We start from the raw sequence: 13,839 nt of genomic DNA, 5'->3' as shown, positions 1-13,839 counted from the left end.
TGTCGGGGTGGAAAACCCCCCAAAACTGAAGCGTGGCGACAAGGTCGCGGTGGTCTCGCCGTCCTGGGCCGGCCCGGGCATCTTTCCGGCCCTTCAGGACCAGGCCCTGAGCCGCATCCGTGACCTGCTCGACCTCGAGCCGGTGGAGTTTCCGACCACCAGGCTGCAGGGAACGCCGGCCGAGCGGGCCGCCGACCTGATGGCCGCTTACCGGGACCCCAGCATCCGGGCCGTCTTCGCCACCATCGGCGGCGACGACCAGATCACCGTGCTGCCGCACCTCGACCCGGCGCCGTTCCGGGCCGACCCGAAGCCCTACTTCGGCTACTCCGACAACACCAACGTGCTCAACTGGCTGTGGTTGCACGGCGTGGCCGGCTACCACGGCGGCTCCACCCTGGTGCACCTCGCGCGCGGCGGCGCGGTCGACCCCGAGCACCTGGCCTCACTGCGGGCCGCGCTGTTCGAGACGACCGATCTGGAGATCACGCCGGTCGCCGGGTTCACCGACGAGGAGCTGAGCTGGACCGATCCGGCCTCCCTCAGCACCTCGTCGCCGCGGGTCAAGAGCCCGGGTTTCTTCTGGCACCGAGCCGACCGGGTGGTCACCGCGCCGACCTGGGGCGGCAGCCTGGAGATCGTGAGCTGGAACCTGGCCGCGAACCGCTGGATCGGCCCGGTCGACTCCTATGCCGGCTCGATCCTGCTGCTGGAGACCTCGGAGGAGATGCCGTCAGCCGAGCAGGTGTTCCGGGTGCTGCGCAACGCCGGCGAGCGTGGCCTGTTGCAACAGTTCCCGGCGGTCCTGGTCGCCACCGCCAAGGCCAGCAACATCGAGAACCGGCCACCGCAGTCGGAGCGCGCGAAGTTCCGCGATGACCAGCGTGAGGCGGTCCTGCGCGCGCTGCACACCTATAGCCCGGCGGCGATGGCCGTCTTCGGTGTCGATTTCGGACATACGGCCCCGCAGTGGATCCTGCCGTACGGCGGCCGGATGACCGTCGACGGCCCGGCGCGCCGGATCACCGCGCACTTCTGACGGTGTCGGCCGGGCGCAGCGGCGGCGAGCACGGGTCGCAGAACGTGTCGGCCGGAGCGTGCGCGGCCAGCCGATTCGGGATCAGGAAGAACGCGATCACGCTGCCCGCCGCCATCAGCCCGGCGCAGATCAGCAGCGCGTGCCGGTAGACCGGGTGCAGCTGATCGGACACGGTCAGGCTGCCGGCCCCGAGCCCGGCGGCGAGCGGCAGGATCGCCACCGACAGCAGGCCGGCGGCCCGGGCCACCGCGTTGTTCACCCCGGAGGCGATGCCGGCGTACGCGTCGTCCAGCGAACCCAGCGCCGTCGAGGTCAGCGGCGCGACAAGCAACGACAACCCCAAACCGAAGATCACCACCCCGGGGAGTACGTCGGTCAGGTAGGACGCGTCCGGCCCGATCATCGACATCAGCACCAGAGCCACGGCGCAGACCAGCGGCCCGGCCGTCATCGGGATCCGCGGCCCGATCCGCTGCCCGAGCGCGCCCGAACGGGACGACAGCAACAGCATCAGGACGGTCACCGGAAGCATTGCGATCCCGCTGGCCAGCGGCGTGAACCCGGCCACCACCTGCAGATTGATCACGACCAGGAAGAAGACGCCGCCGTTCGCCGCGTACACCAGCAGGGTCACCAGGTTGGCACCGGCGAACGCCACGGTCCGGAAGATCCGCAGGGGCACCATCGGCTGCGGGGAGCTTCGCTCGACCAGCACGAACGCCACCAGGCCGACCACCCCGACGGCCAGCGAGATCAGCACCACCGGATCGCCGGGCCCGCGCATCGGCCACGCGGTGAAGCCGTAGGTGAGCCCGCCCAGACCGACCGCGCCGGTCAGCACCCCGGCCACGTCGATCCGGCGGGCGGCCGACGGGTTGCGCGACTCGGGCACGTGCTTGGCCGCGACCCACAGCACGAACGCGGCCACCGGCACGTTGATCAGGAAGATGTACCGCCAGCTGCCGGCCTCGACGAGCCAGCCACCGAGGAACGGCCCGAGCGCACCGCCGATCCCGCCCAGCCCCGACCAGGCGCCGATCGCGCGGGCCCGGTCGTCGCGGACGAAGGACGCTTCCAGGATCGCCAGCGCTCCCGGGGTGAGCAGGGCGCCGCCGATTCCCTGCAGTACCCGGGCGCCGATCAGCAGCTCGATGTTCGGCGCCAGTCCGCAGAGCAGCGAGGCGACCGCGAACCACCCGATACCGATCATGAACACGCGTTTGCGGCCGAACCGGTCACCCAGCGACCCGCCCAGCAGGATCAGCGAGGCCAGGCTCAACGCGTACCCGTTGACGGTCCACTGCAAGCCGGCCGCCTCGGCCGACAGGCCGCGCCCGATCTCGGGCAGCGCGATGTTCACCACGGTGGCGTCGATGAAGGCCAGGCTGGTGCCGAGCACGGTGGCCAGCAGGACCCAGCGGCCGGTAGCGCTGCGGTATTTGATCAACTCAGGCTCGGCCATGCGCCGAGGCTACGCGTGGTCAGGCGACGGTGCGGCTACGCGGCTCCGAAGCCTGCGTGGCGGCGCCGCGGACGGCCCGGGTGGCGGCCCGGAAGGCCGCGCTCGCCACGGCCGCGGACACGCTCGCCTGGCCGGCCGCGTACGGCTTGCGCAGGATCAGGGTGTCCAGCCGGGCGCAGAGCTCAGCCCGGTGGAACGGCTTGGTCAGGTAGTCGTCGGCGCCGGCGTCGAGCGCGGCGAGGATCCGCTGGTCGTTGACGTCGGCGCTGATCAGCATCACCGGCAGGAGCGCGGTGGCCGGCTCGGCGCGCAGCCGGCGGCACAGCTCGATGCCGGATTCACCGGGCATCCGCACGTCGATCAGGGCGGCGTCGATGCCCCCACCGCGCAGGGCGGTCATCGCGGCGCCGGCGTTCTCGGCGGTGACCACGTCGTGCCCGGCGCGCCGGAGGGCAAGGGTAAGCAGCTCGCGGTGATCGGCGTCGTCGTCGGCGATGAGCACGGTTGACACGAGGGCCTCCAGAAACGTTCAACTCGAACATCCTGATGTTCGGCACCCCGCCCAAACCCACTGAGCCGTTTCCCCGGATGCGCACGTACGTGCACATCAACGCGATTGTGCGCGTACGTGCACAACGACTAGGATGTGCACGTACGCGCACAGCGGGAGGTGTCATGCGTGTCAGCAACGTCCGGGACCTCGGGCTCTACGTGCGTGACCGCCGACGAGCAGCCGGCCTGAGTCAGGTCGACCTGGCCGTCCGAGCCACGGTCAGCCGACGCTGGCTCTCCGACCTCGAGGCGGGCAAGCCCACTGCTGAGATCGGCCTGGTCTTCAAGATCGTCAGCGCTCTGGGTCTTTACCTTGACTGTCGCCCCGAGCCCACACCGGCGGTTGATCTCGACGCCTACCTCGACTCGCTCGGCGGCCCGGCATGACTCGCGAGCTGGCGGTGCTGCTCGGCGGCCGAGTCGCGGGGCGGCTCATCCAGGGCGAAGGCGGAGCGTTGATCCTCACCTACGACTCCGCCTATCGCGAGGCCGCCGACGCCATTCCGGTCTCGAGGAAGTGATCCAGCCGCGCCTGCTGGCCAGGCCCGGCTGCGAGTTTCACCGGCAGGACGAGATCGTCCCCGGCGCCGGTGAACACGACGGCCAGCGGGCCGGTGTAGTCCCACCATGTCGACCGGTCGCCCGGCTTGACCGGCGTCCGGCGGTGATGCCCGCCGGCGGCACGGTGCGCGGCGAGCGACCCGACGAGCTGGAAGGTCTCCCACGTTCTTGGTTTCGTGTGCGAGCGGGCCCGGCCCGGGATCCGGTTCGACGTCCACCACGTTGCGACCCGCGGCCGGCCGTGACGGTTGCCGGACTCGTCGGCGAACAGATGCCGATCGACGCTCTGCCACACCTCGTCCGCCAAGTGCATGGCGACGGCTCTGGTCAGGTGCCGGCGAAGCCACCCCGACCGGTCCACATGCCCGGCCGCTACCTGCTCAAACGCCCTGCGCGACAGGCCGAAGGCGTCCCGGGCCGCCTTCGCATCGATCGCCCGCAGGTGCGGCGACCGCCAGTACGCGCCCACCCGATTGACAGCCCGGCGCTGCAACGCGCGCCGCAGCTGCCAGATCGCACCGAACATGGTGAACATCCGCGACCGGATCGCCGGGTCCGACAGATCCAACTCGAGCCGGATCACCGCGACCGCAGCCTCAGCGTCGCGCCGCCAGTTCCGCTGCTTCGACTTACCCCGGGTCCTCGCAGCAGGAGCGGTAACGGTTGTAGACACGACCTCGCCGACCTGACCATCCGCGGCCTCGTCGCAATAGCGATCTACAACCGCCAGTAGTTACAACGCAAGTCTTATGGTGGGGTCTATGCGTGCTGCTGTCTTTGAAGAGCCTGGGCCTGCTGCCGTCCTGCGGATTGTCGAGCGGGAGATGCCGGCGGTCGGGGCCGGTGAGGTCCGGGTTCGGATCGTGCTGTCCGCCGTCAATCCGACCGATACCGGGACCCGCGCCGGGCGTGGTGTTCCCGACGGGGTGAGCCCGCCTCGGGTGCCCAACCAGGACGGCTCCGGCGTCGTCGACGCCGTGGGGGAGGGCGTTCACGGGCTTGAGCCGGGCGATCCGGTCTGGGTGTGGGACGCCGGTTACGGCCGGGAGAACGGGACCGCCCAGGAATACGTGGTGCTGCCGCGCCGGCAGGTGGTCCGGATGAACGAGGACGTGCCGTTCGAGGTCGGGGCCGCCCTGGGCATTCCGGCGCTCACCGCGCACCGCTGTCTCACGCTGGCCAGCGATGGGCCCGCCCGCCTCGCGCCGGGCGCCCTCGACGGGCGGACGGTGCTGGTGGCGGGTGGTGCCGGTGCGGTCGGCAACGCGGCCATCCAGCTGGCCAAGTGGGCCGGCGCGACCGTGCTGACCACGGTCAGTTCCAAGGAGAAAGCCGACCTCGCGGTCGCGGCCGGAGCCGATGCGGTGATCAATTACCGCGAGGAGGACGTGGTCGCGCGGGTCAAGGAGCTGGCGCCGGGTGGGGTGCAGGTGGTGGTCGAGGTCAACACCGAAAACCTGCGCACCGACCTCAGCGTGATCGCGCCGGGCGGCAACATCGGCATCTACGTGGCCGGCGAGGTGACGGTCCCGAGCTTCAAGGCGATGCTCAAGAACGTCAGCCTCGACTTCGTGCTGACCTACACCACCACGACCGAGGAGAAGGACAACGCGGTCGCGGCGGTCGCCGAGGCGGTCAACTCCGGGGCGGTCAAGGTTGGCGAGGAGGCCGGCCTGCCGATCCTGCGGTTCCCGTTCGAGCGGGTCAGTGACGCGCACGAGGCGGTCGAGCAGAACGCGATCGGCAAGGTCGTCGTCGAGGTCACCCAGCCGTAACCGCTGCCAGCAGCGCGTCGGCCACCCGTTCGACGCCGCGCCCGTCCACGGCCGCCCACGCCCGGGCGGCCAGGGCGGTGCGTGCCTCGGCGCCGGTGAGCAGGGCTCGCAGCGTCGCCACCGAGTCCTGGTCGAAATGGCCGAGCTGCCCGAGCCCGGCCGCGAAGCCGCGCGCGATCGTCCGGTCGTACCCAAGAATTTGATTGTCGACCACCCAGACCAGCGCGGACGGCAGGCCGAGGCACAGCAGTTCCCAGGTCGAGGTGCCGCTGGCGCTGACCGCCAGGTCGGCGCCGGCCAGGAGTTTCGGCAGGTCGTCGGTGGGCGGGATGATCTCGAAGCGTTGGCCGGGCCCGGCCGGCACGGCCGACAGCTCGGCCCGCAGTTCCTCGTTCGCGCCGATGATCGTCGCGTCGAAGGGCACGCCGGTCGCGGCGAGCAGGGCGGCTGCCTGCGGCGCCGCCCGATAGGCGTCGGTTCCGCCGAAAAAAGCCACCACCTTGGGCGTACGGACGGAGCTGTGCACCGGCGCAGAGAGCGGCCGCAGCTGCCGCACCGATCCGCGTAACAGTGCATAGTCGATCCCGGCCAGCCCGACCACGCCCTCGGCCGTGATCACCGAGTCCAGGTTCTGGTCGACGTAGATGTCGGCGGACTGGCCCCGGAAGGCCCCGTCCACGATGGCCAGCACCGGCCGCCCGGTCTTGCGGACGGCCACGCTGTGCAGCGGCGGCAGGGTGTACGAGTCGATCACCAGCGCGTCGAGTTCCAGCCGCTCGACCGCCGCCACCAGGCCGACCGGGTCGAACGGCGGCGGGTGCCAGGGCAGTCCGCGCTGGGTGAGCTGGGCCTCGGCCCAACCGACGCCGCCGAGGTCGGCCAGGAAGCGCACCCCGACGTCCCGGGCGACCAGCTCCTCGGCCAGGGCGACGCACCGCACCAGGTGCCCGACGCCGGTGCGCGGACCGGCGTCGCAGCGAATCCCGACGATCGTCACGCCTGCACGAGTGCCTTCTGCAGTACGTGGGCGTTCAGCTCGACCAGGTCGGGCCGGGAAGCCAGCCAGGTGGTGACCTCGCGGAGCGGCACCGGCTCGTCGCCGAACTGGTCGACGATCGCCGAGACCACCTTCCAGTCGTCCTCGGTGTCCACGGTCAGCCGCAGGTGGGACCGGTCGGGCTGGAGGGTCAGGCCGATCACGTCGAAGTCGTCGGCGTGCGTGTAGAGGTACGACGTGACGTGCACCCGGTGGTGGTCGGTGGCGAGTGCGTCGATCGACCGCAGCACCGGGGTGCGGACCATCTCGACGTCCATACCGCGCGGCAGGGTGTGCGCGATCGACGTGGTCAGGTAATCGGCGCCGGCCGCCACGAAGACCCGGTAGGCGCGGGCGATCAGGGCCGGGTCGATCAGCGGGTTGTCGGCGGTGAACCGCAGGACGATGTCGCTGTCGTACTCGTCGAGCACGCCCAGGAACCGGGCCAGCACGTCGTCGACCGGCCCGCGGTGGCAGGACACCCCGATCCGGGCGCATTCCTCGACGATCACGTCGTCGGTCTCCTCGACGGTGGTGGCCACGACCACCTCGTCGACGACCCCGCTGAGCTGGGCGCCGCGCACGCAGCGCTCGAGCACGGTGCGCTCGCCCAGCTTCAGGAGAACCTTGCCCGGCAGACGAGAGGAGTCCATCCGAGCCTGAACAATGCCGAGCGTGGTCATTCGTCAGCTCCCAAGAATATGGCGCAGGGACTCCACGACGCGATCCTGATCGGCGTCGGTGAGGTCCACGAACAGCGGCAGCGACAGCTGTTCGGCGTAGAAGGTCTCGGCCACCGGGCACATCCCCCGGCGGTAGCCCAGGTCCTGGTAGACCGGGTGCCAGTAGACCGGAATGTAGTTCACCTGCACGCCGATCCCGGCCGCGCGCAGCCGGTCGTACACCTCGCGGCGGCGTCCGTCGAGAATGCGCACCGGGTAGAGGTGGCGCATCGGGTCGACGCCCGCCCGCTGGATCGGCAGGCGCAGGCCGGGCACGTCGGCGAGCAGTTCGTCGTAACGGGCGGTCAGCCGCTGCCGGGTGGCCTTGAAGTCGGCCAGCCGGGCCAGCTGCGAGCTGCCCAGGGCGCAGAGCACGTCGGGCAGCCGGAAGTTCAGCCCGAACGACTGCACCTCGTAGTACCAGCCGCCCTCGTCCGGGTTCCGGAGCTGATCGGGTTCGCGGACCATCCCGATGTTGCGGAACGTGCGGGCCCGGGCCAGCAGGTCGGGCCGGGTGGCGGCGACCGCGCCGCCCTCGGCGGTGGTCAGGTTCTTGGTCGGGAAGAAGGAGAACGTGGTCAGGTCGGCGAGGGTGCCGACCGGACGGCCGTGGTAGGTCGAGCCGATCGCGTGCGCGGCGTCGCCGACCAGCACGGCGTCCACCCGCTCGGCGATCTTGCGGAGCGCGTCGTACTCGGCCGGGTGGCCGGCGTAGTCGACCGCCGCGATCGCCCGGGTGCGCGACGTCGCTACCGCCTCGACCGCGGCCGGGTCCAGGTTGGCGGTCTCGTCCTCGATGTCGGCGAAGATCACCTTGGCGCCGAGCAGGTTGGCACAGGACGCGGTGGCCACGAACGTCATCGGGGTGGTGACGACCTCGTCGCCGGCTCCGACCCCGGCCGCGGCGTACGCGGTCTGCAGCGCGGTGGTGCCGTTGGTGACCGTCACGGCCGGGGCGCCGGCCACGGCCTCGATGTCCGCCTCGAACCGGGCCACCCGCGGGCCGGTGGTCAACCAGTCGCTGCCGAGCGCGGCGAGCACCGCGTCGACGTCGGACTGGTCGATCGACTGCCGCCCGTACGGCAGCATCACTTCTCCTCGGCCTCGATCAGCGCACGCATGTCGTCGACGGAGAGCCACAGGTCGTTGTTGTCGGACCGGTAGTTGAAGCCGTCGGCGACCTCCTCGCCGCCGACCGGGGCCTGGTAGCCCCAGCTCGCGGCGACCGGCTGCACGACATAGCGGTCCGGGAAGCGCAGGGTGCGGCGGCTGTCGTCGGAGGCGATCATTTCCTCGTGCAGCTTCTCGCCGGGGCGGATGCCGGTCTCGTGCGTGGGCGAGCCGGGCGCGACCGCCTCGACCAGGTCCATGATGCGCATGCTCGGGATGCGCGGCACGAACAGCTCGCCGCCCTCCATCCGGTCGAACGAGTCGACCACGAACTTCACCGCGGCCGGCAGCGTGATCCAGAAGCGGGTCATCCGCTTGTCGGTGATCGGCAGGCTCTGGCTGTTGGCGGCCAGCTTGCGGAACAGCGGCACGACCGAGCCGCGGCTGCCCATCACGTTGCCGTAGCGGACCACGGCCAGGCGGGTCGGGTGGGTGGCGGCGTAGTGGTTGCCGGCGATGAACAGCTTGTCGGCAACCAGCTTGGTAGCGCCGTACAGGTTGATCGGGCTGGACGCCTTGTCGGTGGAGAGCGCGACGACCTTCTTGACGCCGGCGTTGATCGCGGCGTCGATCACGTTCTGCGACCCGTTGATGTTCGTGTTCACGAACTCGGACGGGTTGTACTCGGCGGTGTCGACCTGCTTGAGCGCGGCCGCGTGCACGACGTAGTCGACGCCGTGCATGGCGCGGGCCAGGCGGTCGCGGTCGCGGATGTCGCCGAGGAAGAAGCGGATGCGCTTGTCGTCGCCGAACCGCTGGCGGACCTCGTACTGCTTCAGCTCGTCCCGGGAGAAGACGACGATGCGGGCCGGGTCCAGATGGGTGAGGGCGTGTTCGAGAAACGCCTTCCCGAACGATCCGGTACCACCGGTGATGAGGATCGAAGACCCGCTGATTTCAGACACGATTGAGCTCCCGGGGGTGGGCATGAAGGCCGTACGAGGCGGAAGCATAACCACGATCGTGGCCATTTCCAGGGCAGATGCAAAAGGACAACACTCGTTCAACTTGAGTTAAGACGAGATTGGTCATGAGGACCAAGAGGCTGTAAGAAAGTAGGAGTCCTCTGTCCACCCCTACCTTGGAGCACCTGTGAGTGAGCTGCAGAAACTGCGGGAAGCCTTCCGCACCGCCCTCGATCTTCCGGCGGATGCGCCCGTGGATGACCTGCAGTACCAGGACAATGAGAAGTGGGATTCCCTTGCGCACATGTCGCTGATTGCGACTATCGAGGACGAGTTCTCCGTCATGATCGATACCGATGACGTGATCAACCTGTCTAGCTTCAGTGAAGCTGTGCGAATTCTTGGTAAATACGGGGTAGACATCAATGAGTGATCGGGTGGCCTTGGTGACCGGGGCCTCCCGCGGAATCGGTCGTGCCACCGCTACGAAGCTCGCCGAGCGTGGGTACGACCTAGTGCTGCACGGCCATGGCGAAGCGGTCGTCGAGGTGGGCAAAGAGCTCGCCGAGAAATTCGGTGTGACGACGTTCACCGGCAGCGGCGACATCGGTGATCCGGCCACCAGCAAGGCGCTCATGCAGTTGGCGTTCGCCAACTTCAAGCGGCTCGACGCGCTCGTGGTCAACGCCGGCACACATGCCGCCGGGCTTCTCGGGATGACCGACGACGCCACCATCCAGCGCCTGTTCGCGGTCAACTCGGCCGGGGCGGCGTACACCCTGCGTGGTGCGGCCCGGCTGCTCGCCCGTGGGCGTACCCCCGCGGTGGTCCTGGTCTCGTCGATCACCGCGACGCGCGGCATCGCCGGCCAGGCCGTCTACGCCGCGTCGAAGGCCGCCGTGGCGGCCCTGGCCAAGTCGGCGGCCAAGGAACTCGGCCCGCAGGGGATCCGGGTCAACGCCGTCGAACCGGGTTTCATCGCCACCGACATGCTGGACTCGCTCGACGAGCCCGGGCGCGCGGAGCGGATCGGCGACACCGCGCTGGGCCGCCTGGGCGAGGCCGACGAGGTCGCCGACGTGATCGTCTTCCTCCTCTCCGAGCAGGCCCGGTTCGTGACCGGCCAGGTGCTCGGCGTGGACGGAGGATTGACGCTGTGAACCTGCTCCACCCCGGCGCGCGCGTGCTCGACGCCGCGACCGGCGAAACACTCACCGCGTCGACCGTCGCCGAGGCGGCCACCGAGCTCGGGCCGGGAGCGGTGGTCTTTCACCCGTTCTCGACGACGGTTCCGGATATCGCCCGCTATCTCGCGGCGCTGCAGCTGGGCCGGCCGATCGTGCTGCTCGACCCGGACGGCGACAACACGCACTGGGCCGAGCGCTTCGCGACCGGCGACGTGCACCCCGACCTGGCGCTGCTGCTCACCACCAGCGGTTCGACCGGCAACCCCAAGCTGGTGCGGCTCTCCGCCGACGCGGTGCTGGCCAACGCCGGGCAGATCGCCGACGTTCTCGACATCACCGCCGACGACGTGGCGATCACGACGCTGCCGCTCTTCTACTCGTACGGCATGTCGGTCCTGAATTCGCATCTGCTGCGCGGCGCCACGGTCGTCCTCGAACGCACCGGCCTCATGCAGCGCGACTTCTGGACCGCGGCGGTCGAGTACCACGTGACGTCGATGGCCTTCGTGCCCTATCAGTACGAGATGCTGCGCCGGCTGCGTTTCGACCCGGCGAAGTACCCGGCGCTGCGCAAGCTCACCCAGGCCGGCGGCCGGCTGCGCACCGACCTGGTCACCGACTTCGCCGAGCGGATGGCGACGGTCGACGGTTCGCTCTACGTGATGTACGGCCAGACCGAGGCCGCGCCGCGGATGGCGACCCTGCCGCCGGCCCGCCTGGCCGAGAAGCAGGGCTCGGTGGGGCTCGCGCTGCCGGGCGGCCGCTTCGCGATCTCGCCGGACGGCGAGGTCGTCTATCACGGCCCGAACGTCATGATGGGGTACGCCGACACCGCCGCCGACCTGGCCAAGGGTGACGAGCTAGGTGGCGTACTGCACACCGGTGATCTCGGTCGCGTCGACGACGAGGGCTTCCTGTTCATCACCGGCCGGATCAAGCGGATGGGCAAGGTCTTCGGCGTCCGGATCAACCTGGATGACGTGGAGAAGAACTTCCCGGTCACCGCGGTGGCCGGCGACGACAAGCTGACCGTCTTCGCCCTCGACGCCACCGATGACGAGGCCCGCGAACTGCGCACGAAGATCGCCGAGTGGCTCGGGACACACTTCTCCGGCGTCGTCGTACGTAGCATCGAGGCGCTGCCGCTGCTCCCCAACGGCAAGGTCGATTACCGCGCCCTGGAGGCGTCGCTGTGAGTGTCTTCACCCTTCCGCAAGCTGCCAAGGAAGCGGTGCTGGTCAAAGAGCTGTCCGCGTTGACCGAGCACCACCGTGCCCGCTCCGAGCCCTATGCCCGGATTTTGGCGGCGAACGGGTATTCCGGAGCGTCGACGGTCGCCGACCTGCCCTGGCTGCCGGTCCGGCTGTTCAAGAACCTCGAGCTCAAGAGCATCCCGGACGACGAGGTGTTCAAGGTGCTGACCTCGAGCGGCACCACCGGTGAGGTCAGCAAGATCTACCTGGACAAGCACGCGGCCGCCGAACAGACCCGCCGGCTGGGCGCCACCGTGCAGAGCGTGCTCGGCCCCAAGCGCCTGCCGATGCTGCTTGTCGACACCAAGGCCATGCTCAAGGACCGCAAGTCGTTCTCGGCCCGCGGTGCCGGGGTGCTCGGCATGTCGACCTTCGGGCGCGACCACGTGTGGGCGCTCGACAACGAGGGCCAGGTCGACCTGGCCGCGATCCGCGGTTTCCTGGAGAAGCACGGCGACGCGCCCTTCCTGATCTTCGGCTTCACCTTCCTGGTCTGGCTGCACCTCTACGAGGTCGCCCGGGACAACGGCCTGGACCTCTCGAACGGCATCCTGATCCACTCCGGCGGCTGGAAGAAGCTGATCGACCAGGCCGTCTCGCCCGACGAGTTCCGGGCCCGGCTGGCCGGGGTCGGCCTGACCAACGTGCACAACTACTACGGCATGGTCGAGCAGATCGGCACGGTCTTCCTGGAGGGCCCGTCCGGCGGCTCGCTGTACTGCCCCGACTTCGCCGACGTGGTGGTCCGCGACCCGCAGACCTGGCGGGAACTTCCACCCGGCGAGCCCGGCCTGCTCGAGGTGCTGAGCACGCTGCCCACCTCGTACCCCGGCCACGTGCTGCTGACCGAAGACCTGGGCGTGGTGCACGGCATCGACGACGGCGACTGGCCCGGCAAACGCTTCTCGGTGCTCGGGCGACTGCCCCGGGCCGAGGCGCGCGGTTGCTCCGACACGTACCGGGAGGCGGCGTGATCAAGTTCCGGTTCGGCGATGCTTCGGCCGATCTGACGGCCCCGGTCGACGACCGCCTCACCGTCGGTGACCAGCGGATTATCGACTTCCTGGCCAAGGTGGCCCGCAAGCTGCTCGCGCCCGCGGTGGCCCGACGGCACCCCGAGCTGGGCTCGCTCGGTTACTTCCTGCGCCCCGCCGAACTGCACCGGGCGGTCGCCCGGATGCAGCGCGACGACGCGATCACCTTCCCGCGCGGCAACGTCTTCCACGTGCCCCCGGCGAACGTGGACACCATCTTCGTGTACTCGTGGGCGCTGTCCGCCCTGGCCGGAAACCACAACGTCGTACGCATCTCGGAACGCTCGGCGGCGGCCGCCGACACCATCCTGGACGCCCTCAACGAGGTACTGGCCGACGCCGACCCGGTGATCGGCCGCACCCAGCGCATGATCACCTACGGCCGGGACGACGCGATCACCGCGGCCCTGAGCCAGTGGTGCGACCTGCGGGTGATCTGGGGCGGCGACACCGCGGTCGAGGCCATCCGCAAACACCCGCTGCGCCCATCGGCCCGCGACCTGACCTTCCCGGACCGTACGTCCTGGGCCGCGCTCTCGGCCGCAGGTTGGCGCACGGCCACCCCCGCGGCAAGGCGAGAGGCCGTGGTCGGCTTCTCCAACGACGCGTACTGGTTCGACCAGGCCGCCTGCTCGTCGCCAAGAACGGTCTTCCTGGTCGGCGAAAACACCGACGACGTCCGAGCCGAGTTCGTAGAGCTCCTGCTGGAGGTGGTCGACCAGCGCGGCTGGGCGGTAGACGCGGCAATGGCGGTGGAGAAGCGGGTAAACGCCTACGGCATGGCCGCCACCGGCGCGATCTCGGCGATGTCGTTCCCGGCCAACTCGGTGACCGAGATGTCGCTGACCGCAGTGCCGGACGCACCCCGGCGCTGGATCGGAGCCGGCGCGTTCCCGTTCGCCGAGGTCAGCTCCCTGCAGGACCTGGTCCCGGCGATGAACCGCCAGGACCAGACCTTCAGCCACTTCGGCTTCACCCAGCAAGAGTTGCGCGAGTTCGCCCTGGCCCTGGGCGGCCGAGGAGTAGACCGCATAGTCCCATTCGGCCAGGCCCTGACCTTCGGCTCAATCTGGGACGGCTACGACCTGCCCCACGAGTTCACCCGCCTGACCACCATCGCCTAGGCTCGCCCCCCGACCGTAG

At 69.8% G+C, this 13,839-nt stretch carries 15 protein-coding genes; 8 read left to right on the top strand and 7 right to left on the bottom strand.

Translation table 11 applies throughout. From position 1 onward, the window contains the following. Positions 1-7 precede the first annotated feature (7 nt). Positions 8-1,039, top strand: a complete 1,032-nt coding sequence (locus Ate02nite_RS12395) for a S66 family peptidase (RefSeq protein WP_203804209.1) — start codon at positions 8-10, stop codon at positions 1,037-1,039. Here the strand turns inward: Ate02nite_RS12395 and Ate02nite_RS12390 are convergent. Together Ate02nite_RS12390 and Ate02nite_RS12385 are read right to left on the bottom strand one after the other, a co-directional pair. After that, positions 1,023-2,501, bottom strand: coding sequence for a DHA2 family efflux MFS transporter permease subunit (locus Ate02nite_RS12390; RefSeq protein ID WP_203804207.1), 1,479 nt, complete (start codon positions 2,499-2,501; stop codon positions 1,023-1,025). The genes Ate02nite_RS12395 and Ate02nite_RS12390 overlap by 17 nt on opposite strands. A gap of 19 nt (positions 2,502-2,520) precedes the next feature. After that, entirely contained in the window at positions 2,521-3,012 is a 492-nt protein-coding gene (locus Ate02nite_RS12385; protein ID WP_203804200.1) for a response regulator transcription factor, read from the bottom strand. A gap of 164 nt (positions 3,013-3,176) precedes the next feature. Between Ate02nite_RS12385 and Ate02nite_RS12380 the strand changes: the two genes are divergently transcribed. After that, positions 3,177-3,440, top strand: a complete 264-nt coding sequence (locus Ate02nite_RS12380) for a helix-turn-helix domain-containing protein (RefSeq protein WP_203804198.1) — start codon at positions 3,177-3,179, stop codon at positions 3,438-3,440. A gap of 91 nt (positions 3,441-3,531) precedes the next feature. Here Ate02nite_RS12380 and Ate02nite_RS12375 read toward each other — a convergent pair whose 3' ends face one another. After that, on the bottom strand, positions 3,532-4,287 hold the full coding sequence (locus tag Ate02nite_RS12375; protein WP_203804196.1) for a hypothetical protein: 756 nt from the start codon (positions 4,285-4,287) through the stop codon (positions 3,532-3,534). 88 nt (positions 4,288-4,375) lie between these two features. On the opposite strand from Ate02nite_RS12375, the gene Ate02nite_RS12370 reads away from it, so the two are divergent. Then, positions 4,376-5,389 (top strand): NADPH:quinone reductase, encoded by a 1,014-nt coding sequence (locus Ate02nite_RS12370; RefSeq protein WP_203804184.1) that lies wholly within the window; start codon positions 4,376-4,378, stop codon positions 5,387-5,389. Here Ate02nite_RS12370 and Ate02nite_RS12365 read toward each other — a convergent pair. From Ate02nite_RS12365 to pseB, 4 genes are read right to left on the bottom strand one after another with little or no spacing between them, the layout of a single operon-like run. Further along, the gene (locus Ate02nite_RS12365; RefSeq protein WP_203804182.1) at positions 5,376-6,386 is read right to left on the bottom strand and encodes a PseG/SpsG family protein; all 1,011 of its coding nucleotides are present in this window, start codon (positions 6,384-6,386) and stop codon (positions 5,376-5,378) included. The genes Ate02nite_RS12370 and Ate02nite_RS12365 overlap by 14 nt on opposite strands. Continuing rightward, positions 6,383-7,108 carry a cytidylyltransferase domain-containing protein gene (locus tag Ate02nite_RS12360; RefSeq protein WP_203804180.1) on the bottom strand — a complete coding sequence of 242 codons (726 nt, stop codon included), beginning with the start codon at positions 7,106-7,108 and terminating at the stop codon, positions 6,383-6,385. Before Ate02nite_RS12360 ends, Ate02nite_RS12365 begins: the two co-directional genes overlap by 4 nt. Positions 7,109-7,111: 3 nt before the next feature. After that, positions 7,112-8,236: a DegT/DnrJ/EryC1/StrS family aminotransferase gene (locus Ate02nite_RS12355; protein ID WP_203804178.1), complete on the bottom strand. Its 1,125-nt coding sequence runs from the start codon at positions 8,234-8,236 to the stop codon at positions 7,112-7,114. Then, positions 8,236-9,222: a UDP-N-acetylglucosamine 4,6-dehydratase (inverting) gene (gene pseB / locus Ate02nite_RS12350; RefSeq protein ID WP_239147338.1), complete on the bottom strand. Its 987-nt coding sequence runs from the start codon at positions 9,220-9,222 to the stop codon at positions 8,236-8,238. The genes Ate02nite_RS12355 and pseB overlap by 1 nt, the downstream gene beginning before the upstream one ends. A gap of 187 nt (positions 9,223-9,409) precedes the next feature. Here pseB and Ate02nite_RS12345 point away from each other — a divergent pair, with 187 nt between their 5' ends. The 5 genes from Ate02nite_RS12345 to Ate02nite_RS12325 are packed head-to-tail and all read left to right on the top strand — an operon-like array spanning position 9,410 to position 13,820. Further along, positions 9,410-9,655: an acyl carrier protein gene (locus Ate02nite_RS12345; protein WP_203804176.1), complete on the top strand. Its 246-nt coding sequence runs from the start codon at positions 9,410-9,412 to the stop codon at positions 9,653-9,655. Continuing rightward, on the top strand, positions 9,648-10,382 hold the full coding sequence (locus tag Ate02nite_RS12340) for an SDR family NAD(P)-dependent oxidoreductase (RefSeq protein ID WP_203804174.1): 735 nt from the start codon (positions 9,648-9,650) through the stop codon (positions 10,380-10,382). Before Ate02nite_RS12345 ends, Ate02nite_RS12340 begins: the two co-directional genes overlap by 8 nt. Beyond that, a complete protein-coding gene (locus Ate02nite_RS12335; RefSeq protein ID WP_203804172.1) occupies positions 10,379-11,605 on the top strand; it encodes an AMP-binding protein in 1,227 nt (408 codons plus the stop codon). Before Ate02nite_RS12340 ends, Ate02nite_RS12335 begins: the two co-directional genes overlap by 4 nt. Beyond that, positions 11,602-12,636, top strand: coding sequence for a LuxE/PaaK family acyltransferase (locus tag Ate02nite_RS12330; protein ID WP_203804169.1), 1,035 nt, complete (start codon positions 11,602-11,604; stop codon positions 12,634-12,636). Before Ate02nite_RS12335 ends, Ate02nite_RS12330 begins: the two co-directional genes overlap by 4 nt. Next, on the top strand, positions 12,636-13,820 hold the full coding sequence (locus Ate02nite_RS12325) for an acyl-CoA reductase (protein WP_203804440.1): 1,185 nt from the start codon (positions 12,636-12,638) through the stop codon (positions 13,818-13,820). Before Ate02nite_RS12330 ends, Ate02nite_RS12325 begins: the two co-directional genes overlap by 1 nt. Positions 13,821-13,839: the final 19 nt, after the last annotated feature.

The organism is Paractinoplanes tereljensis, assembly GCF_016862435.1.
In the GTDB taxonomy this organism is placed as follows: domain Bacteria; phylum Actinomycetota; class Actinomycetes; order Mycobacteriales; family Micromonosporaceae; genus Actinoplanes; species Actinoplanes tereljensis.
The sequence above is the reverse complement of the archived record's forward strand: the minus strand, read 5'-3'. Positions and strand labels throughout refer to the sequence as shown.

What these genes read in the sequence shown, in the direction of transcription:
- Ate02nite_RS12355 (WP_203804178.1), bottom strand. Translation starts at nt 8,236, where the DNA reads ATGCTGCCGTACGGGCGGCAGTCGATCGACCAGTCCGACGTCGACGCG.
- Ate02nite_RS12340 (WP_203804174.1), top strand. Translation starts at nt 9,648, where the DNA reads ATGAGTGATCGGGTGGCCTTGGTGACCGGGGCCTCCCGCGGAATCGGT.
- Ate02nite_RS12370 (WP_203804184.1), top strand. Translation starts at nt 4,376, where the DNA reads ATGCGTGCTGCTGTCTTTGAAGAGCCTGGGCCTGCTGCCGTCCTGCGG.
- Ate02nite_RS12380 (WP_203804198.1), top strand. Translation starts at nt 3,177, where the DNA reads ATGCGTGTCAGCAACGTCCGGGACCTCGGGCTCTACGTGCGTGACCGC.
- Ate02nite_RS12360 (WP_203804180.1), bottom strand. Translation starts at nt 7,108, where the DNA reads ATGACCACGCTCGGCATTGTTCAGGCTCGGATGGACTCCTCTCGTCTG.
- Ate02nite_RS12390 (WP_203804207.1), bottom strand. Translation starts at nt 2,501, where the DNA reads ATGGCCGAGCCTGAGTTGATCAAATACCGCAGCGCTACCGGCCGCTGG.